Consider the following 19,769-nt stretch of genomic DNA (forward strand, 5'->3'; position numbering starts at 1 on the left):
GTTCTGGCAGGTGGGTCAGGGGGAGACGGTCAGGAGGGCCTGCGCGTCCTCGGAGAGGACGTTGGCCTGGCGGTAGACGAGGCCGGCATCGGGCTCGACGGTGAGGTTCACCGGGCCCGCCAGACCTCCGCGGTCGTTGACGACCTGGACGACGTGGTCGCCGACCTTAAGGTCGTACTCGAAGCGCGACCCGAGGTAGGACGTGGTCAGGACCTCGGCACTGACGACGTTCGTCCCCGGCATGGCCGTCTCGCCGGCGGGCAGGACGGACAGCTTCTCGGGCCGCACCGCGACGGTGACGTGGTCCCCCACCGCCAGCTTCTCCGGGGTGTCCACCGTCATCTTCTGGCCGTTGGCTGCGAGCGTGACGGCGATGCCGGTAGCAGTGGTCTCGGTGACGGTGGCCTCGAGGAAGTTGCAGCGGCCGACGAACGCGGCGACCTCGGCGGTGGCCGGGGTCTCGTAGATCTCCGTCGGGGAGCCGACTTGGATCATGTGGCCGTGCGACATCACGGCGATGCGGTCACTGAGGGCCAGCGCCTCGTCCTGGTCGTGCGTCACGTAGACGGTGGTGATGCCGAGGTCCTCCTGCAGCCTCTTGAGCCACGCCCGGGCCTGCTCGCGCAGCTTGGCGTCGAGGTTGGACAGCGGCTCGTCGAGGAGGAGCACGTTGGGCGAGTAGACCAGGGCCCGGGCCAGTGCGACGCGCTGCTGCTGCCCGCCGGACATCTGGTGGGGGTAGCGCTCTCGCAGGTGGAGCAGTCCGACCTTGTCCAGGGCCTCGTCGATGAGCCGTCGCTGCTCGCCCTTGTCGATCTTGCGGATCTGCAGGGGCATCGCGAGGTTCGCGGCGATCGTCTTGTGGGGCCACAGCGCGTAGGACTGGAAGACCATGCCGAGGTTGCGGCCCTCCGGGGGGACGAAGAGCTTCTTCTCGGTGTCCACGACCGGGGTGTCGCCGACGGCGATCGAGCCGCTGGTCGGCTGTTCGAGGCCGGCGATGCAGTTCAGCGTCGTGGACTTCCCGCAGCCGCTGGGGCCGAGGAGGGTGAAGAACTCACCGTCCTTGATGGTGAAGTCGACGTTGTCCAGGACGACGTTGTCGCCGAAGACCTTGTTGAGGTTGGAGACCTTGACGTCAGGCATCTCTGTTGTGTCCCTTCAGGAGGAGTCCGGCGAGCCCGACGAAGGCTGCGGTGATGGCGATCTGCAGTGCGGCGAGTGCCGCGACCGACCCGGTGTTGCCCTGGACCCAGAGCTCGAGCATGGTCGTGCCGATGATGTTGGTGTCGGCGGAGCCGAGGAAGACGGCCGGCGAGTACTCCTTGAGCATGGTCACGAAGGTGAGGACCAGTGCGCCGAGGAAGGCCGGGGTGAGGAGCTTGGCCAGGATCATGGTGAACGCCTTGATCCAGTCGGCTCCCGAGACGCGGGCTGCGTTGTCGAGCTCCTGCCCGATCTGCATGATGGACGGTGCGAGAGAACCGAACCCGCTGGGTAGCGCTCTCAGCCCGAACCCGATGATCAGGGCCCAGAGGGTGCCTTGGATGAGGGCGCCCGACCCGAACGGTGCGTAGGCCAGGGCCCAGAAGAGACCGATACCGACGATGATGCCGGGCATGGCCTGGGGCGCCAGGGCGAGGTACTCCGCGACTCGTCGGTACCGGAAGGTGGACCGGCGGGCGACCATGACGGCCAGCAGCGCGACGACGCTCACCAGGACCGCACCGACGGCAGCGACGATGAGGCTGTTCTTGATCGACTGGATGTAGGCCGCGTAGTTGAAGATCCGCTCGTAGTTGGCCATCGTCAGTGACTTCAGCGGTGACTGCAGCGGGCTGAAGACGAAGGTGAAGGACCGGAAGATCAGGCCGCCGATCGGTACCAGCGCACCCATGACGACGTAGATGCTGATGGCCGCGACGCTGACCCACTTCAGCCAGCCCAGGTCGAGCTTGCGGGGGCGGGTGGCCTTGCCGCGCACCGAGACGAAGCGCTGGGCGTCCTTGAGCAGCTTGGCCTGCACGGCCACGAGGCCGACGGTGACCATGAGGATCAGCGCCGAGGCTGCACCCAGCACGCCGTAGTCGGGGTTGATCGACTGGAGCCCGTTCTTGTACAGGAAGGTCGAGAAGACCTGGATGTTGACGGGCTGCCCGTACAGCAGGGGAACGCTCAGGGTCTCGACGGACATCGAGATCACGAGGATCGAGCTGTAGACGATCGGGGGTCGGAGCATGGGCAGGATGACCTGGAAGAGGATCCGGAGCGGTCCGGCGCCGCAGACCTGGGCCGCCGACTCGAGCGAGGCGTCGCTCTGGCGCAGGGCACCTGCACAGAACGTGTAGGCGATGGGCGCCAGAGCGACGGCCTCGGTCAGGGCCATGCCGGGGATGGAGTACAGGTTCCAGGGCACGAAGCCGAGCAACTGCTGCACCTTGACGCTGACGAAGCCGGCGGGCCCATACATGGCGATCCAGCCGAAGCCGAGGATCAACGAGGAGATGAAGAACGGCCACTGCATGGCGGCTGCGAAGAAGCGGCCACCTGGGATCTTCGTGCGCACGACCACGACTGCCATCGGAACGGCGATGAGCAGGGTGAGAACGGTGGTCAGTGCGGCGAAGAGCAGGGTGTTCAGCGCCACTTGGCCGAAGCCGGCCTCGGTGAACAGCCGGACGTAGTTGTCCAAGCTGATGATGCCTCCGGCCTCGTACAGCGGCCGGTCCAGCAGGGACTGGTACAGCGTGGGCACCACCGGCGCCAGGACCAGAACGGCCAGGAAGATGATGACCGCCCAGAAGAGCAGCACCTCCCGGCCCTGTCCGAGGACCCGCCGGTACCGAGGTGCCGGGTAGGCCCCTGGGGCCGGCGGGCTGCCGCTCTTCTTCTGCGGCGACGTCGTTGTCGTAGTCATGGCTCTGCGTGCCCTTCGTTGGCTCGTGCTGCTCGTCAGCGGCCGAGGAGGCCGTCCCAGCGGGTGGTGAAGGCCTTCACCTCGTCCTCGGGGACCTTCGTGTACTCGACGTTGATGACGTTGGCCTCGCCGACGGTCTTGACGAGCTCCTGGTAGGTGTGACGGCCGTCTGTGGCCTCGATGCCATCGCGGTAGGACGTCAGCCCGCCCTCGGCGACGGCGCGCTGGCCCTCCTCGGAGAGGACGAAGTCCGTGAACAGCTTGGCGGTGGCGGCGTGGGGCGCCTTGGCGGCGATGCCGATGCCACGGGGGAGGACCACGGTGCCGTCGTCGAGGAAGGTGATGCCGAGGAGGCCACCGCTCTGCGCCACCTTGGGGTAGGCGGGCGCGGCGCTGACGAAGAACCCGGCGAGGTACTCGCCCGCGGTGATCTTCTCGAGCTGGGTGCCCGAGGACGACTCGGCCTTGCCCAGCGGCAGGACCTTCTCCAGCGAGGCCCAGGAATCAGGGCGCGCCTCGGTGAAGCCGTGCGAGACGGTGAAGCCGAAGGCACCGCTGACGTCACGGGTGGTGATCTTGCCCTTGTACTTGTTCGGGTCCTTGGTGACGATGTCGGCCAGGCTCTTCAGGCCGGTCGGCTTCTCCGTCATGAGGGTGGAGTTGTAGACGATCGACATGGGGTCGGTCGACATCGCGTAGACGTTGGGCATGAGGGTGGCGACCTCGGGGAGCTTCTCCACCTCCGGGGAGGCGTACTCCATCAGGGTGCCGGGGCGCTCACCGAAGTCGGCCCACGCCTGCGCGGCGTTGGAGACGAGGATGTCGGCCGGTGACCCACTCGTGGCCTGCTCGCTGAGCACCTTCTGGAACACCTCGTCGCTGTCGAGGTTGTTCGCGGCGATCTTGGTGACCCACGGGTACTTCTTCTTGAAGTCGCGGAAGATGGGGTCCCAGTTCTCCTGGTCGGTGTTCGAGTAGATCGTGAGCTCGCCGCCCTCGGCCTTGGCGGCCGTGATGAGCTGCGCATAGTCGGCGGGGTAGTAGTCGGGCGCCTCGCCCGTCTTGACCACGTTGCTCGCACCCGGCTCGGGGGTGTCCCCCGAGCCGCAGGCGGCGACGAGGGTCAGGGACGCGGCAGCGCCCAGGGCCAGGGCCATACGGGCCGGGCGACGGAAGCCACTGCGGGCACCCACTGCGACAAGATTCATGCTCTTCCTCCTTGAAGAACGAGGCCCAGTGCCTCAGGTCGTTGGCACCAGAGTGACGGTTATAACCTATGACGTCAAGTCATGAACAAGAATTTCCTCAGCCAACGACCGCCCTCTCCTCGGGTTCGAGAGGGCCGCGCGTCGCTCGAGGAACCGCTCGCAAGCAGCATGGATGGGCTCGAGTGCTTGGTGGGCGCGGCAGCGGTGCGCTACGTTATAACGCAACGAGAGGGAGGGTCATCTGTGTCGCAGCCAGCGGAGATGTACGAGACGAAGAGCGACTTCGCGTACCGGCAGGTCCGCGACCGGATCCTGTCCGGAGAGCTTGCCCCTGGGTCCGTGCTGCAGCAGCGCGACCTCGCGGCGCAGATCGGCATCAGCACCACCCCTCTGCGCGAGGCCTTGCGTCGGCTCAAGAGCGAGGGGCTCGTCGAGCTCGATGCCCATCGCGACGCCCGCATCTCCACGCTGCGCGCAGAGGAGGCCCGCGACCTGCTGGAGGTGCGGCGCTCGCTCGACCCCCTCGCCGCGTCCCTGGCTGCGCAGCGGCGCACGAAGGCTGACATCGCCGCCATCCGCTCGGCCGCCGAGGGCCTTGACCCGTTGCCGTCGCACCCGGCCGTTGAGCACCTCAAGGCCCACCGTCGGTTCCACGCCGCCATCTACCTGGCGTCCCACAACGACCTGCTGATCGAGACCCTCGAGGGCCTGTGGGACAAGGCCGACCGCTACCGGCGCCTTGCCCTCACGACCGACCGTGGACAGGCGGCCCGCGACCAGAAGGCACGAGAGCACGCCCTGCTCGTCGAGTACGTCGTGGCGGGCGAGAGCGAGGCCGCAGGTGAGGTCATGCGCGAGCACATCGACACCAGCCTCGGTGCGACCGCCGTGTGGCGGCTCGGGCACAACGGGTCGCTCGACGTCTGAGCGGTGTTCACCGTCGACAGGCGCGGGGCGGCACCGCGCGGTCCGTGGCTCGTGCTGCTGTCGCACGCCCTGCTGGTCCAGGTCCTGACCTTCGTCCTGCGCCCCACGACCAGCTACCGCGCCATCGAGCTCGGCCTCGATGGGAGCGTCCTCGGCCTGCTCTCCGCCTCCTTCGCCGCGGCGCCCCTGATGCTGGCCCTGCCCAGTGGCGCGCTGACCGACAGGGTGGGAGAGCGACGGATGGCCCTCGCCGGCGCGGCCCTTGTCCTCGCGGCCGCCCTCACGCTCACGCTGTCCGGCGGCGCCGTCGCGGGTCTCGTCGTCGGCACGATCCTGCTCGGGATGGGACACCTGGGCAGCGTCATCGCCGAGCAGACCTGGGTGGCCAACCGGGCGGCAGGAGGCCGGGCCGACTCGGCCTTCGGTCGCTACACGTTCGCCGCGTCACTGGGCCAGACGATAGGACCCGGACTGCTGCTGCCCTTCGGCGCGGACCGGGCCATCCCCGACACGATGGCCGTCTTCACCACCGCCTGCGGCGCCGCGGTCGCGCTGGTCGCGATCTCAGTCGGGCTCAGGCGAACCCCTGCCGCCCCGTCCTCGAGCGCCGAGGACGGGGTCAGCACCCGGTCGCTGGTGCGTATTCCCGGGCTGGCGAAGGCACTGATCACCAGCAGCGTCGTCCTAGCCGCCGTCGACATCACCCTCGCGTACGTCCCAGCCCTCGGCACCGAGCGCGGCATCCCCGCCGGCACCGTCGGCCTCCTGCTCGCCACTCGAGGACTGGCGTCCATGGCCTCGCGCATCGCGCTGGGCCCCCTCGTGTCCCGGCTGGGCCGCCGCCGCCTCCTCGTCTCGTTCACCGTCATTGCTGCCGCCGCCCTCGCGGCGGCCGCGGCACCCGTGGGCGTCCCCCTGCTCGCGGTGTGCCTGGCCGTGGCCGGGTTCGGGCTCGGGGTAGGACAGCCACTGACGATGTCGTGGCTGTCGGACTCAGCACCCGCAGGGGCCCGGGGAAAAGCGATGTCGCTGCGTCTCGTCGGCAACCGGGCCGGCCAGGTGGTGCTTCCGGCTGCCGCCGGTGTGGTCGCCACCGGAACCGGCGCCGCCGGAGTACTGCTCGTGACGGCCGGCGGGCTGGCCGTCGTCAGCCTTCTGGCCCGTCGCTTACCCCCCAGCGGCTCTCGTACGCCTAACTGAGGGCGGCACCCGCGCTTGCCCATTGAGTTGACGCGGCGCCGGAGCCCACTGGCATCGACCCGCTCTCGATCGCGCTCCACTCTTCGCCTGACAGTCCCGCACATAGGCGCTCGCCACCTTCGAACTCCCCGTCCCCTAGCAAGACCGAGCCCTCGTCTCGCCCAGTGTCGATGCCGGATCAAAGGCCACACACCTCATGCACCCCGGGTCCCCAGTTGCCTGATGAGGTGACCGCCAAGGCCGACAGCCGGGCATTGGGTGGTCGTGACGATGAGTCTGCACAAGCTGACGGCGGGGGCCGGATACACCTACCTGACCAAGCAGGTCGCTGCTCATGACCGCACCGGTGGCGCTCGGGAGCCTTTGGCGACCTACTACTCCGAGAGGGGCGAAACCCCGGGCCAGTGGATCGGCCGCGGGATGTCCGGCGTGCAGGGACTCGCGAGTGGCGACCAGGTCACCCAGGACCAGATGGAAGCCCTCTACGGAAAGGGCCTGCATCCCCTTGCCCGGAAGTTCTCGGACTCACTCGCAGGCCCGGACATCACCGACCGGAACCGCACGGCAGTCACCCGGCTGGGTGCACCATTCGCGACCTACGCGGGTGACGTCACCGGATTCCAGGTAGAGGTAGCGCGTCGCATCGACGTCCTCCTCGCGGAGGCGCCCGGAGCCGACAGGGCGCCTGCGTCCCCGGACCTGGAAGCCCGTGTTCGCACCGAGGTCGCTCTGGGATTGTTCCGGAACGAGAAGGGGCGCGACCCGTTCGACGCTCGCGAGCTCGGATCCGCCATCGCGAGGTACTCGAGGCCACGTACCACCGCGATCGCTGGCTTCGACCTGACCTTCTCACCCGTGAAGTCGGTCAGCGCGCTCTGGGCCGTCGCGCCAGCAGCGGTCGCGGCCCAGGTCGAAATGGCTCACCACGACGCCGTCCGGGACGCCCTGGCGTACATCGAGACGCAGGCGCTCTACACGAGGGAGGGCAAGGGCGGGGTTCGGCAAGTGGACGTGACCGGTCTCGTGGGAGCCGCGTTTGTCCACCGCGATTCACGCGCCGGGGATCCGGACCTGCACACCCACGTCGCTGTGGCCAACAAAGTCCAGACGCTCGCGGGCAAGTGGCTGGCCATCGACGGCCGGCTCCTATACAAGGCGAACGTCGCCGCGTCCGAGACGTACAACACGGCCCTTGAGACGCACCTGCGTCGTCGCCTCGGCGTTCGGTTCGCCGAACGCCCTGGAGCGGACCCGTCCCGCCGGCCCGTGCGCGAGGTCGTCGGCGTCGAGCCCCGCCTGATCAGCCGATGGTCGAGCCGGCGCGCCGGCATCGTCAGTCGCACCCACGAGCTGTCTGCACGGTTCCAGTCCGAGCACGGGCGGCCCCCGACCGTGGTCGAGTCCATCCACCTCGCCCAGGTCGCCACCCTGGAGACGCGCGACGCCAAACACGAACCACGCACCCTGAACGAGCAGCGCGCCACATGGGCTGTTCAGGCGCAGGAGGTGCTCGGCGGCGCCGAGGAGGTGACCGCGATGGTTCAGCGAACCCTCACACCAACTACCGACGCGCCGGATCCTGACTACGATGCCCTGGCTGTCCCGGCGATGGCCGACCTGGTCCTTCGCACCATTCAGGCCCATCGCACCACGTGGCAGGTGTGGCACGTGCGCTCCGAAGCCCACCGCCAGATCCGTTCCAGCGGAGCGGCACCTGACGACGTCGAAGCCCTGGTCGACCTCATTACCTCCCACGTCCTGCAGACGGGCTCGATCCGGCTCACCCCCACCGACGACGGGATCAGCGAGCCAGACACCTTGCGCCGCCAAGACGGAGCCAGCGTGTACTCGGTTGCCGGAGCTGCCGTCTACTCCAGCCGCGACGTCCTCGAGGCGGAGCAGCGAGTCGTCGCCGCAGCCGGAATCGCTGACCGTCCCACGGCGAGTCAGGACGCGGTGTCCCTCGCGCTGCTGGAACAGGCCGCCAATGGGGTCACCCTCAACGCCGCCCAGATCACCTTGGTACGCGCAATGGCAACCTCGAGACTGCGCGTCCAACTTGCCCTCGCACCAGCCGGCTCAGGCAAGACCACAGCCATGTCCACACTCGCCTCTGCCTGGACCAGCAGCGGCGGGACCGTCATCGGCTTTGCCCCCTCCGCCGCCGCAGCCGCCGTGCTGCGCGACCACATCGGCTCGACCACCGACACTCTCGCCAAGCTGACCTGGTCCATCGCGCACAACGACCTACCCGACTGGGCACTGGACATCGGGCCATCCACCCTGGCGATCGTCGACGAGGCCGGCCTCGCGGACACCCTCACCCTGGACGCAGCGATCGCCTACATCACCGGCCGAGGTGGGCAGGTCCGACTCGTCGGAGACCAGCACCAGCTCTCGGCGATCGGGGCAGGTGGCGTCCTCCATGACATCGCCACCGCCCATGGAGCAGTTCACCTCACCGAACTGGTCCGCTTCGTAGACCCGGCCGAAGGATCCGCCTCCCTAGCGCTGCGCGAAGGGCACCCCGAGGCCCTCGGCTTCTACCTCGACCACGACCGCGTGCACGTGGGCGGCCTCACGACCATTACCGACAACGCCTTCACGGCGTGGGCCGCCGACCGCGCCAACGGCCTCAGCAGCCTCATGATCGCTCCCACCCGAGAACTCGTCCGCGACCTCAACCGGCGTGCTCAGCACCACCAACGCATCCACACCCAAGCCGGTTCAGCAGTGATCCTTGCGGACGGCTGCACCGCCCATCCCGGCGACGCCGTCATTACGCGGAAGAACAACCGCCGTCTGCTGCTCGACGCCCACGAATGGGTCAAGAACGGCGACCGATGGACCATCGAGGCCATCCACCCGGACCAATCGATGACCGTGCGCCATGCCTCGGCCGCGCGCAAGGTGCGACTACCGGCCGAGTACGTCGCCGATCACGTCGACCTCGGATACGCCACCACCATCCACGGAGCCCAAGGCCTGTCCGTCGGCACCATGCATGGGCTCGCCACCGGATCCGAGACCCGCCAGCAGCTCTACACAATGCTCACGCGCGGAGGCGTTGCCAACCACGTCTACCTCCAGACCGCCGGCGACGGCGACCCGCACAGCACCATCCGCCCCGAGAACGTCCACCCGTCCACCGCCACCGACATCCTCGAACGCATCCTCAAACGAGACGATCACCAGGTCTCGGCCAGCACCCTGCTCAGAGACCAGCGCAGCCCCACCGTTCGGCTCGCGGAAGCCTCCGCCCGTTACCGCGATGCGCTGCACCACGCCGCCGAACAGCACTTCGGGACTGCTGCCCTCGCAGCCCTTGACGCCGACGCCGAACAGGCCCTGCCGGGAATCACCGACGAGCCTGCCTGGCCGACGCTTCGCAGCCACCTCACTCTCCTGGCCACGACGGGCGCCAACCCCACAGCGCATCTGCGCGCCGCCATCGCACAGCGAGAGATCGACACCGCCGACGACCGTTCCGCGGTCATCGACTGGCGCCTCGACGACAGCCCTCTCACGCGCGGAGCACCCCTGCCATGGATGCCAGGAGTGCCTCCAGCCCTGGCAGTAGACCCCACGTGGGGTCCATACCTCGCCAAGCGAGCCGCCCTAACCGCCTCGCTCGCCCGCGAAGTCGCAGACGCCGCGAACGCCACCGAAGAGGCACCTGACTGGGCTCGGGCAGGCGATCCCGTTCCGCGCACCGTCCTCGCAGAGATTGCCGTCTGGCGGGCAGCCCACGGGATCCTGGCGGCTGACACGCGACCCACCGGGCCGCGCCTGTACTCCCGGACCGAAGCCCTTTGGCAACGCGCGCTGCAAGCCAGACTCGGAACCCCCGACTCCCCCGCCCTCGCCGAGTGGACCCTGAGGCTTCATGCCCTGATCCCAGACGCCGTCAACGACCCATACACCCCTCGCCTCGCCCAACAACTGCGCGATGTGGCCCGCGCCGGGATCGACGCCCACGCCCTGCTACGCATCGCCGCCGCAGCGCCGCTGCCCGATGACCACCCCGCTGCGGCGCTGTGGTGGCGCATCAGCCGACACCTCACTCCCGCCACCACCACCGCAGTCGACCAGGCCACCGCCTTGGCCCCGGCCTGGGCTGGGCAACTCCAGACCAGCGTCGGGCTCGAGAAAGCGATCGCCATCCAGGCCAGTCGCTGGTGGCCGGCCCTCGTCGCCGCCACCGACCACGCACTGGCTCAAGGAGTTCCACTCGCCGAGGTCCTCAACATGGCCAGCTCCCATGAGGCAACCATCGACGTCGACGAGTGCCAGGCCATGGCGTGGCGCCTCAGCCTGCTGACCGACCCCATCCCACCCGAGCACCTGGACCTCGAACCGGTCACGGACACAGACGATGAGACGTGGATACCCCCCGTCGAGAACATCACTCCTGCAGCGCAGCCCACTCCCACGGAGGCAACCGAATCGGAGCTGTCCGCCCTCGGCCTGGCCCGCTCCGCGATGGGCGTCCTCCAGCGCAGTGACGCCGAGATCGAGCACGAGGTCGCACGAGCCGCAGCGTGGGACGACGCACCCTTCACGCCACAGCGCGCGGTAGAGATCAACGCGATGGCTCAGGCCTACTACGCGTCGCATCTCGCTGACACCTGGGCCGAGTCGTACGTACGCGACCGCCTTCGCGTCCCGACCGCACCGGCTGGCTGCGGATACGCCCCGGCCGGCTGGACCAACATCACCGACCACCTTCGCCGCAGCGGCGTTACGGAGGACGAACTGCTTGCGGTCGGCATCTCAAGTCGCGCCCGCACCGGCCACCTCATCGACCGATTCCGCGACCGGCTCACCCTGCCCATCATCACCAATGGCCAGATCTTGGGGTTCGTCGCCCGGCGCCACCCCAACGCCCAGGACACGGATGCGCCGAAGTACCTCAACACCCCGACGACCGCGTTGTTCCACAAGGGTGACGTGCTCTACGGGCACGACTCGCGGGCCATCCTCGCCGGCGCAATCCCCGTGCTCGTGGAGGGCGCGCTGGACGCCCTCGCCATCAACCAAACCGGTAACGGCGCCTACATCGGTGTCGCTCCACTGGGCACCGCATTGACCCAGACCCAAGCACGACAGCTCGCCGGCACCGCGAGTGAACTCATTGTGGCGACCGACAACGACCCCGCGGGGCAGGCCGCTTCCCAACGTGCCTTCTGGCTCCTTGCGCAGCACGGGGTGGTCCCTCGGAAGTCCCGCCTCCCCTCCGGCAAGGACCCCGGCGACGTTCTAATGGCTCGCGGTCCCGAGGCCCTCGCTGACGCTTTGAGCGCCTCGCGGCTATTTGCCTCCGACCTTATCGAGCTCGCAGCACACGACGGCGATCAAGAAGCCGCACGAGATCTGTCCATGATCATCGCCGCGAGCCCAAGCCAGCACTGGCCGCAACTGATCGACGAGGCGGCCAGGGCGGCCCACGTTTCGCCAGCGTTGCTCTCGACCTCCTTGGTTACGACCGCCGGACTCTGGGTCCACGACCCACGGCACACTGCGGACCTTGTCATCACGCGAAGAACTTCGTCGATAGCGTCGAAGCCAATGACAGCGGAACACCGAGTTGCCCCTCCCCCGACGGAGCCTAATAGCTCGTCGCCCGCGCGTCGCTGACGACTGCGGTACGTACGCGTCCTCAGCGGCATGTCCGAACGTTCGCTCGAGCATTCAGCTCGGTCGTTTGAGTCTTAGACGCAAGGGCCTCGTGGAGGTTAGAAGCACCCGACGATGTCAGGATCGGCATCGTGAGTCGAGAGAACCAACTGGCCGGCGCCTTGGGCCTCGCGTCGTGGCGCGCCTACCTGGCTCTGTCCGACTACGCGCTTGCCGCCCCCGCTGGCTTGACGCTGGCAGGACGCAAAGCGCCGGCCATCACAACCCCGACAGTGCTCGACCTCAACGAGGTTGGGGTCACAGACTCTGTGATGGCACCGTTGTGGCGATGCGGGCCAGTCATGTCAGCCGCGTCAACTACAGGGCCAGCGGAGAAGCACCATTTCGGCGCTGACATTGCCATCGTTGACGTCCACGCCCGACGGATGCTCCTGTACCAAGCGAAGTTGGGCGGCATCAACGCGGCCGGAGACTTGGCGCTGAAGTCCCGCGTCACAAGGAATCAGATCAAACTTCTGCGTCGACAATCTGTAGAGGTGGGCGGCACAACCTACGCGGTCTCGGGACGACTGGCCATTTACCAGATTGACCATCGCCGATTCAGTGTGAATCCCCAATTGGTACAACTTCCGCGCGGAATGTTCCGTCCTGCGCCACTTGGAGCAAGTGATGCGATCAACTACTACAACAACGTGATCCTGCCTCGTTCGTTCTCGCCTTGCGGCGTGTTAGCGGCGCCGGTCCCTTCGGGACGCGGGCACGTCCACACTGTCCGCGTCGGGGCCACGTGGCCGTGGGAGTTCGATGCCTACACCTGGCTAGCCGGACGTTTCAACCCGTTGGACCTAGCCGGGCGTGACGAGGACTTTGACTACCAATCTGCGGTGCCGCGTTGGAGTGAGAACGTGGACCTTGAAGGCGAGCGGCAAGAGGAGACGGAACCGCGGTTCGCCATTCAACTGCACCGGGCACTGCGGCTGGACGTCAAGCAAAAGTTGCATGTGGTCCTGCTCTAGCTGAGCTTGCTGCTGTCCGACTCATCGGGCATAAGGCTGCCGTCGGAGTGAAAGGCTCGGTGCGCCGCCTCGTCGGCGGCATGTGAGCACGTCCGCACGGGCGTCACTCGCGGCGATGTGACGCATCGTCCCGGTACGCACGCCATGGGCCTTCGCAAACTCCGATCGGGCGGTGACGGTCTGACGACGTTGGCCTTCTCGATTCCGGGAGAAGAGCGATTCGCTAGTTGGGCTCAGCGATCTCAAATGCAGGTGGCTGAGGCATGAGGCGGCTCGACCTGGATGAGACGTTCAATGCGGAGGTCAGCGCTCGCCTTTTGCAAACTGAGCAACGTTATCCGATACCAAATTCGCGGTTCTCCCACGCTCGCGTTCGAAGGGTCTTCACCCCGAAGGACGAGTGTTTGGCCAATGTCAGGATAGCCCCGGCAGGCATCATTCTGTGATTCAGTCGTGAAAATCGCAGAGGTGGCGAAAACGTCCTTCATGCCCACGCGCACCTGCCCATCGAAGAACTCCGCGGATCGCCCGGCCGACATTCGCTTCACTGGGGCCTCGGCCCCAACAACGGCCGGTGGAAGAGATCTCGTCGGTGTGGGTGAGGTCGATGACGTGGAAGGGTCCGGGGCAATTGACGTCTGGAGGGTGGGCGTCGAGGTCTTGCCGTCCGCCTCAGGTTTCACCTCTCCTTGCGCGGGCGAGAAGATGATGGCGGTTGCGATCCAGCACGCGGCAGCCAGAGCCGCCACCCCAGCGAAGACTGCGCGCCGCACCCCATCAGCCATGACGGCCCACCAAGTGGTAGTACTGGCCACCATCAGGGTAATGATGGACAGTGCGCGCCCCCATCGGTCACCGAAGGTCGACACGGATGCGATCACTGCACCGGCGGCGACCACCACCCATCCGATCAGTGGCCCCCGGATTGGGTGGTCGGGTGGACGGGCGCGGGGCATGCCAGAACTCTAATTGGCCGCGAGGAGTGGGGCTGGAGCTTGATCCCGCATCCCCTCAAACTTGGACCCTTCGCCGTCTCAGCGTGGGGTACCCCGGGTCTCACCTACCTGCCGTCACCTAGCCGATCGACATGCCGAGAGATAGCGGCGGTGTGACGCGGGTCAACTCCCAGTGTCCGAAGCCTTCGCTGCGCTCGCTCGAAGGCGGCCAAGCCCCTGGCCGCTGAGTGGAGGTCGACGTCGAAGACGAGCTCTCATGTGCGAATGCTCGTGGGCGCAAGCGGCATTGGGCGATCAGGTGTCTGATCTGAGCTGCTCGCCTTCGTCGGGTGTTGGTGTCGACTCGGCGTCAGCGGTCTCCGTCTCCTCGCGCCGCCGTGCCCGCACGCGCTCCAAGCCGGTGAGGGCGTACTCGATTCTCGCATCGAGATCGTCGGCGTCCACTCGCCGATCGAAGTAGTCATTCGGGTTGTGGCGCTCGAGCAGGTTCGGCTGTTCGGGGATCCGGGCCAGCACCGCGTCAACGCCGAGCAAGTCCTCGATCGCGCTCTCGGAGAAGTCGCCCATGGAGGTCCATGTGGCCTCGCCGTTGCTGGCTTGCCCGAGAGGGATCAACAGCCCGAGCACCTCGCGCAGTTCCCACGCGCCGGAGTCAACGGCCTCCCAGAGCAGCTCGCGGGTGTTTGCCGGCTCGGCGAGGTGGAGGTGGTCGTAGAGGTAGGACAACAGGCGAGGCTGGGATCTGGCCGGCTGACTAGCGAACGCCCTGATTGCGTCTTTGAGTGCAGCCGCGACAGGAGCCTTCGCGCCTGCTGCCCACGGGTGTGGCGTGTCCGACTCCTTGAGCGCCATGCGCACGCAGTCCGCTGCCAGGGCGAGCCCGTCTGCGTCCGAGCGAGCCATCTGCTCGATCAAAGTGGTCGCGGTCGCGGTTTCGGTCTTGTCGAGCACGTCCATGGCTAGACCGATGATGCCGAAGTTCGGCGAGAGCCCGAGTGGACCGCTCTTCTGGTCCATCGCGGGCAGGTAGAGGCTGTTGAGCAGGGGGAGGGTCGTCGATGCAGGCAGCGGCGACGAAAGGTGCTCTCGGCGCAGCTTGCGTAAGCCGGGAGCGGCGTCTTGGCCCATTCGACGAACGAGCTCAGCCAACGCGGCGCCATACTCGCCCGCCCGCAACTCGTCAGCTGCTGCTCTAACGGTCGACTCGGGCAGGTCCGACTCTGGGACGCCGACTTGGACGTAACGGTCGAAGTGCTCGGAGGTGCCGACACCCATCCTCTGAGTGACGTCGTCTTGGTAGGAGGAGCCCGCGTAGGTCGTGCCCTCGCGGGCGCCGCGGATAGAGATGAAGAGGTGCGCTAATAGGGCCTCGATCGCACCGGGGTGCCGCGGCCCAGCGTCGGCGATCCGTTGCTTCCACCGTGCCCATCGGTCTTGCGGCGACTCCTGTCGCATTCCAAAGCTGAAGGCGGAGGCCTGCTGCAGGATCTCAGCGCGATGGTTGACGACCAGGTCAAGTGTCGGACGCTCAAAGACGCGCAGGAATGTGATGGCGATGAAGTCGGAGAAGTCGACCTCTCCGGCGACGTCTGGCCACGTAGCGTCGACCTGGGTGAAGAGGCGCTTCACTGAGCGTGGTTGGTCTAGGTAGGTCGACAGGCAGTCCTGCCAGATCCGCTGTATTCGACGGTTGGTGCCGGCCGACAGCGTTATTCCCCGCCGCGCACAAATCTCGTCAATTGCGGCGTTCGCCAGTGCTGCCTGCTGCTCTGGCAGCATGGGTGGAATCTCAAGGCGAACCTGAATGATCTTCTCGAGGTACTGCTGCGCGCGACCTGTTCCCTTGCCCACCAGATCGGTCGATTCGAGAAGATCTGTGAGGGTCGCCTCGTCGTATGCGAGCAGGTAGTAGACGTTTGGCAGCCGGCCGAGGAGTCGAACGAGCTTGAACGTGTAGAGCAGCTCGTCGGGGGCTAGTCGGTCGAGGTCGTCGAGGACCATGAGGACTGGGTGATCGATCTTGGTCAGCCCTTCAGCTGCGGTCTCGCGGAGACGTGCCGGGCTGCGGTCGCCGGTGATGACGGCACCGACCGCGCCGATCGCGCCGGACCCGTCGACGCCCGCGACGCCGCCTGCCGCGCCGAGCGGTGCTGCCTTGGAGACCCACTCGCCCACGACCGCGCGCCATTCCTTTCCGAGGACATCCTCAGGAACGGCGTCGCGGAGAGAGGCAAAGAAGCCAGCGGCAGAGCCTGCTAAATCGGAATAGGCCCAAGGGTTGTGCCGTCCGATGTACCAGTCGTGCTCGGCAAGGTCCTTCTCGATCTGGCCGAGCAAGCTGGACTTGCCGGATCCCCACGGGCCGACCAGACCAACAACGGCGCTCTCGGTCTCCTCCGCAAGGTCTCTGACGGCTCGCCCCAGCCGCGTTGCCAGCCTCTTTCGATTGAGGACGTCGCGGTCCAGACCGTCAGCGTCGTCGGCATAGAGCGACTTGGTGTTCCGGGCGAGTGTCCTCGGCACGCGTGAGGTGACCGGATCCTTCCGATCGAATTTCACGCGACCTCCTCAGGTAGGGCCTTGCGCTTGATGCCGCTCAACGTCTCGACGATGACCTCGACGTCTGCGTCCGGGAAGAAGTAGTCGGGGCCGGTGGGGGAGTGGTCGGTGTAGGGCGACTCAAAGAGGCGTGCAGGTTCCATGACGCCGTTCTTGGTCAGCTCGTCGATGATGAGGTTCACAAAGCGGACCTGATCAGCGGAGAACTCCGTGCTGTCGAGGTAGTTCTCGAACGCCTCGATCGCTGCCGAGCGGTCGAGGCCAACGAGGCTGCGGACGAAGATGCCGAGACCGCCGGATTGCTCATTCGCCCAGACGATGTCGACCTGCTGGCCGCCGGAGGCGACAAGCATCTGCTCCAGCTCGGTGAGGTCGTTCGCGGTGAGCTGCTTGTTGCGGCGGAGGCGCTGGAGGGCGAGGTTGTCGAGGTGGTCGCGGAGGTACGCCTCGGCCTTGGCGCGGAAGCGCTGGAAGTTGGTGCCGGGGGTGACGCGGGGCAGTACCACCTCGACGCCTTCTCCGATCGTGTCCTCGAAGTCGGTGTAGATCGGGTTGCGGGCCGTCTTCTCGATGAACCGCGCGAGGCCTCTGATGCGGAGTCGGGCGAGCTCCAGCATCGGCAGCGTCACGTCGATCCACCACTCGTCGCCGGCCACCGACTCCAGGAGAACGGCCTGCTCGGCGACGCTCGGGATTGTGATCTTGCCGAGCAGCGCGGCGGCGATGTGCTGGACGGACTCGCGCAGCCTCTCGGCCAGCACGGCATCGCCGTCGAGCTGGGCGAGCTGGCGACGCAAAATGAGGAGGTCGAAGCGCTTGGCGTTCTCGTCGTCGTCACGGACCGAGGACGGCAGTCCGGCGAGCGTGAGCAACTCCTCCGAGTCCTCGGGCACGATCTGGTTCCACGCGTCTGCTGACGCGTACTTCTCTACGGCTCGGCGGTGCGGGCGGACGACGAAGTTCTCCAGGTTCATCCCGGCGATGACCTCCTGCAGTGTCTTCACGGTGGACGAGCGCAGATCGGGTTCGTTGTCGCGGAGTGCTGTGACAAGCCCGAGTCGCGCCTCGAAGAGGCGCTGGGAGAGGGACGCCTGGCTCTGGCCCTGGGATCCGGGGAGGTCCTGGCTGAAGTACTCGAGGTTGCCGCAGAAGTCGAAGACCAGGAAGTCCCGCTTGTCCTCGCCGGGAGCAAACAAGTCAGGACACAGCCGGGTGCCGCGGCCGATCATCTGCCAGAACTTTGACTTCGAGCGCACCATCTTGAAGAAGACGAGATTCACCACTTCGGGTACGTCGATGCCGGTGTCGAGCATGTCGACGCTGATCGCGATGTGCGGCGCCTTGTCCTTGATCGAGAAGTCGTCGATCAGCGACTGGGCGTACGGCGTACCATGGGTGATCACGCAAGCGAAGTGGCCGGCGAGTTCGGGGTAGGCGAGGTTGAAGCGCTTCTCGATGAACTCGGCATGCTTCTGGGACTTGGCGAAGATAATCGTCTTGCCCAGACGGTCCCCGCCGGCCACCTTGTAGCCCTGCACCATTAGGGTTTTGAGGACCTTGTCGACGGTGTCCTCGTTGAACAGGAACCGGTTGATCTCCTCGGCACCGACCTCGTCGGGCGGACCGTCCTCGCCCCAGTCGAGGGCGTCCCACTGGTCCTTCTCCTCCTCGGTGAGGTCGTCGTACTTGATGCCGGAGCGCAGGAACTGGGTGCCGACGCTGATGCCCTTCGGGGGCACGAGGTAGCCGGAGTCGACTGCTTCGTCCAGGGGGTAGTTGTCGGTGGGGACGCCGTCTTCGAGGTGTAACAGCCGGTAGGTGTTGTGGTCGACCTCGTCCTTGGGCGTCGCGGTGAGGCCAATGAGTAGTGAGTCGAAGAAGTCGAAGATCGCGCCGTACTTGGCGTAGACGGAGCGGTGGGCCTCGTCGATCACGATGAGGTCGAAGTAGCCAGGCCCGAAGCGGCGAGTACCGTCGTCCATCTCGTTGACGAGGTTCATCATCGTGGGGTACGTCGAGACGTAGACCCGTCCCTCGATCGCCTTCTCTGTCACGAGGTTGACCGTCGTCGAGCCCGGCAGGTGTTGCTTGAACGCGTTGGCCGCCTGGTTGATCAGAGCGGTGCGGTCAGCGAGGAAGAGCACGCGCTTGACCCAGTTCGCCTTCTGCAGCAGGTCGACGATCGCGATGGTGGTGCGGGTCTTGCCCGAGCCGGTTGCCATCACGAGGAGGGCTTCGCGCTGCTTGCGGTCGAACGCGTCACCAACAGCCTTGATGGCCCGCACCTGGTACGGGCGGCCAGCGATGTTGGTGTTCGCCTGCGCGGATGACAGTGGGAGCTTGGTCTGGCGGCGCTGGATGAGCAGCTCCAGCTCGTCGCGGGTGTAGAAGCCCTGGGTCTCGCGCGGTGGGTAACCGCCGGCGTCGTCCCAGATCCTGTGCTCGTAGCCGTTGGTATAGAAGATCACGGGTCGTCGGCCGAACTGCTTCTCCAGGCAGTCGGCATACAGCTTGGCCTGCTGCTGACCCACCTCCGGCGACTTGGCGGTGCGCTTGGCTTCCACCACGGCCAGCGGCAGACCATCGGCGCCCCAGAGGACGTAGTCGACGAAGCCGCTCCCCTGGGCGTTGGGCATCCCCGTGACGGGGTACTCCCGGTCGCGCTCTTCATCCAGCGTCCACCCGGCCTCGTGCAGCAAGACGTCGATGAACAGGTTCCGCGCGGCGGCCTCGTCGTAGTCGCGCGTGTCCGGCGCGGCTGCTGCCTGAGCGGCTGCGATCTGAGTCTTCAGCTCGGCGATCTCCGCCTCATGCGCGGCCAGCCGCTCGTTCTTCTCGGCGAGCTCGCGGGCGTGGGTCTCGTCCTGCTCCTTGAACTTCGCCGCGAGGCGGGCGACCTCCTCGAGTGACAGCGGTGCGGCTTTGGCCGCGAGGGCAGGGTCGAACTGGGCCTGCAGCGGCACCACTGTCGGCGCAGGGGAGTAGTGGTAGGACGTCCACACGACGACGTTGAACAGCTCGCGCAGCACGGCCAGTGACACGTCCGGGCGGATCTGCCGCTTCTCGTGGACGGCCGTGTTGGCGATGCGACGGATCGCGGTCATCTTCTGCGTGATGCCCTGCGGCACCTTGGCCTTGAATGCAGCATCGTTGATCTTCGCCGCGAGGTCGTCGCGGTACGGGATGGGCAGCGAGAGGACGTCGTACAGGTAGCCGACGAGCTCCTCGACGACCCGACGGCTGTAAAAGCAGGCCGATCGCGGGTCGGACAACAGGTACGACTCAGCCCGAGCGCAGTCGTCATGGAGTGACGGCAGCGTCTGGCGGACGAAGTCGAAGTTCCCCATGA

10 protein-coding genes are annotated in these 19,769 nt (G+C 66.8%); 4 read left to right on the forward strand and 6 right to left on the reverse strand.

Annotated features, from left to right (window positions below; genetic code table 11):
* Window positions 1-15: 15 nt before the first annotated feature.
* Genes AC3EU2_RS03325 through AC3EU2_RS03335 form a run of 3 tightly spaced genes read right to left on the reverse strand, consistent with a single transcriptional unit; the run spans window position 16 to window position 4,125 of the window.
* Window positions 16-1,146 (reverse strand): ABC transporter ATP-binding protein, encoded by a 1,131-nt coding sequence (locus tag AC3EU2_RS03325; protein WP_488178323.1) that lies wholly within the window; start codon window positions 1,144-1,146, stop codon window positions 16-18.
* On the reverse strand, window positions 1,139-2,917 hold the full coding sequence (locus AC3EU2_RS03330; protein WP_488178324.1) for an ABC transporter permease: 1,779 nt from the start codon (window positions 2,915-2,917) through the stop codon (window positions 1,139-1,141). The genes AC3EU2_RS03325 and AC3EU2_RS03330 overlap by 8 nt, the downstream gene beginning before the upstream one ends.
* Window positions 2,918-2,952: 35 nt before the next feature.
* A complete protein-coding gene (locus AC3EU2_RS03335; RefSeq protein WP_488178325.1) occupies window positions 2,953-4,125 on the reverse strand; it encodes an ABC transporter substrate-binding protein in 1,173 nt (390 codons plus the stop codon).
* A gap of 261 nt (window positions 4,126-4,386) precedes the next feature.
* Here AC3EU2_RS03335 and AC3EU2_RS03340 point away from each other — a divergent pair, with 261 nt between their 5' ends.
* From AC3EU2_RS03340 to AC3EU2_RS03355, 4 genes are all read left to right on the forward strand, one after another.
* The gene (locus tag AC3EU2_RS03340) at window positions 4,387-5,052 is read left to right on the forward strand and encodes a GntR family transcriptional regulator (RefSeq protein WP_488178327.1); all 666 of its coding nucleotides are present in this window, start codon (window positions 4,387-4,389) and stop codon (window positions 5,050-5,052) included.
* Window positions 5,053-5,055: 3 nt separating this feature from the next.
* Entirely contained in the window at window positions 5,056-6,252 is a 1,197-nt protein-coding gene (locus AC3EU2_RS03345; RefSeq protein ID WP_488178328.1) for an MFS transporter, read from the forward strand.
* A gap of 270 nt (window positions 6,253-6,522) precedes the next feature.
* Window positions 6,523-11,889, forward strand: a complete 5,367-nt coding sequence (gene mobF, locus AC3EU2_RS03350) for a MobF family relaxase (protein ID WP_488178329.1) — start codon at window positions 6,523-6,525, stop codon at window positions 11,887-11,889.
* Window positions 11,890-12,020: 131 nt separating this feature from the next.
* Window positions 12,021-12,905 carry a hypothetical protein gene (locus tag AC3EU2_RS03355; protein ID WP_488178330.1) on the forward strand — a complete coding sequence of 295 codons (885 nt, stop codon included), beginning with the start codon at window positions 12,021-12,023 and terminating at the stop codon, window positions 12,903-12,905.
* Between the two features lie 242 nt (window positions 12,906-13,147).
* On the opposite strand, the gene AC3EU2_RS03360 is transcribed toward AC3EU2_RS03355, so the two are convergent.
* From AC3EU2_RS03360 to AC3EU2_RS03370, 3 genes are all read right to left on the reverse strand, one after another.
* Window positions 13,148-13,861, reverse strand: a complete 714-nt coding sequence (locus tag AC3EU2_RS03360) for a hypothetical protein (protein ID WP_488178331.1) — start codon at window positions 13,859-13,861, stop codon at window positions 13,148-13,150.
* 294 nt (window positions 13,862-14,155) lie between these two features.
* Window positions 14,156-16,420 carry a KAP family P-loop NTPase fold protein gene (locus AC3EU2_RS03365; RefSeq protein WP_488178332.1) on the reverse strand — a complete coding sequence of 755 codons (2,265 nt, stop codon included), beginning with the start codon at window positions 16,418-16,420 and terminating at the stop codon, window positions 14,156-14,158.
* The gene (locus tag AC3EU2_RS03370) at window positions 16,417-19,767 is read right to left on the reverse strand and encodes a DEAD/DEAH box helicase family protein (RefSeq protein WP_488178334.1); all 3,351 of its coding nucleotides are present in this window, start codon (window positions 19,765-19,767) and stop codon (window positions 16,417-16,419) included. Before AC3EU2_RS03370 ends, AC3EU2_RS03365 begins: the two co-directional genes overlap by 4 nt.
* Between the last annotated feature and the right edge of the window lie 2 nt (window positions 19,768-19,769).

It is taken from the genome of Knoellia sp. B-D-2, assembly GCF_057714695.1.

Excerpts from the sequence above, each read along its gene's own strand:
- AC3EU2_RS03325 (WP_488178323.1), bottom strand. The coding sequence starts at position 1,146 with ATGCCTGACGTCAAGGTCTCCAACCTCAACAAGGTCTTCGGCGACAAC.
- AC3EU2_RS03330 (WP_488178324.1), bottom strand. The coding sequence starts at position 2,917 with ATGACTACGACAACGACGTCGCCGCAGAAGAAGAGCGGCAGCCCGCCG.
- AC3EU2_RS03335 (WP_488178325.1), bottom strand. The coding sequence starts at position 4,125 with ATGAATCTTGTCGCAGTGGGTGCCCGCAGTGGCTTCCGTCGCCCGGCC.
- AC3EU2_RS03340 (WP_488178327.1), top strand. The coding sequence starts at position 4,387 with ATGTACGAGACGAAGAGCGACTTCGCGTACCGGCAGGTCCGCGACCGG.
- mobF (WP_488178329.1), top strand. The coding sequence starts at position 6,523 with ATGAGTCTGCACAAGCTGACGGCGGGGGCCGGATACACCTACCTGACC.
- AC3EU2_RS03360 (WP_488178331.1), bottom strand. The coding sequence starts at position 13,861 with ATGCCCCGCGCCCGTCCACCCGACCACCCAATCCGGGGGCCACTGATC.
- AC3EU2_RS03370 (WP_488178334.1), bottom strand. The coding sequence starts at position 19,767 with ATGGGGAACTTCGACTTCGTCCGCCAGACGCTGCCGTCACTCCATGAC.